We start from the raw sequence: 1,266 nt of genomic DNA on the forward strand, positions 1-1,266 counted from the left end.
CGATTCCTCAACTTACCTTGGAGCCCTGCTATGAATCCCAGCAAACGCGTTTTTTCTCTTGCCCTTGCCGCAGCCGCCGTGCTGGGCGCCACCGGCGTCCATGCACAGACTGCGCTGGACGACATCATGAAAGCCAAAGAGATCAAGATCGCCATCCCGACCGACTTCCCGCCCTACGGCATGGTTGGCACTGACCTGAAACCCCAGGGCCTGGACGTGGAAATGGCCGGCTACATCGCGCAAAAACTCGGTGTGAAAATCGAGCTCGTGCCCGTCACCAGCGCCAACCGCATCGCTTATCTGCAAACCAAAAAGGCCGACCTGGTCATCTCCACACTGGGCAAAAACCCCGACCGCGAAAAAGTCATCGACTTCACGGTGGCCTACTCGCCCTTCTTCCAGGCGGTGTTCGGCCCCAAGAGCGTCAGCGTCAAGTCGTTTGCCGATCTTTCCGGCAAGAGCATCAGCGTCACGCGCGCCGCCCTGGAAGACCAGGAGCTGAGCAAGGTTGCACCCGCCGGCGCGGACATCAAGCGCTTTGAAGACAACAACACCACCGTGTCGGCCTACACCGCAGGCCAGGTGCAACTGATCGCCACCGGCGCGTCAGTGGCCGGCAACATGATGGCCAAGAACCCGCAACTGAACACCGAGTACAAACTGCTGCTCGCCGACAGCCCCAACTTCATCGGCGTGGCCAAAGGTGAAGACAAGCTGCGCCTGAAGGTCAATGAAGTCATTGCCGAAGCCAAGAAAAATGGCGACCTGGACAAGATCGCGATGAAATGGCTGGGTCGCCCTGCCGGCAATCTTCCCTGACCCCCGTTGCGGTTCGCTGCGCGTAACCGCCTCCCCCTTGCAGGGGGCGCCGCTTGTGGCCCGGCTAAGCCGGTTCCACTGCGGCTACTGGTAGGGAAGGCAATCGTCGTTCAACAGGAGAGCACCAGATGCGCGTTGAGTTGGATTTCATGGCCGTGTTGTCGCAATGGCCGCTGCTGGCCATTGGGGTTGCCTGGACGCTGGGCCTGACGGCGATCTCGTCGGTGCTGGGCATGTTCATGGGGATGGCGTTTGCCTGGGCGCGTGCCAGCGGGCCCACGTGGCTGCGCTGGGTGGTGGGTACGTATGTGGAATTGATCCGCAACACGCCCTTCATCGTTCAGCTGTTCTTCATCTTCTTCGGCCTGCCGGCTGCGGGCTTCAGGCTGTCGCCTGAGACGGCCTCGGTGCTGGCGATGGTGATCAACCTGTCTGCCTACGCCACCG

At 61.1% G+C, this 1,266-nt stretch carries 2 protein-coding genes; both read left to right on the forward strand.

Annotated elements, in window-relative coordinates; translation table 11 throughout:
- The first annotated feature begins 30 nt into the window (after positions 1–30).
- Positions 31–819, forward strand: a complete 789-nt coding sequence (locus AC1D1P_RS23720; RefSeq protein ID WP_457279227.1) for a transporter substrate-binding domain-containing protein — start codon at positions 31–33, stop codon at positions 817–819.
- Between the two features lie 128 nt (positions 820–947).
- On the forward strand, positions 948–1,266 hold a 319-nt coding region (locus AC1D1P_RS23725; RefSeq protein ID WP_477674700.1), incomplete at its 3' end, for an ABC transporter permease subunit.

It is taken from the genome of Polaromonas sp. P1_E1_2 (assembly GCF_056406035.1).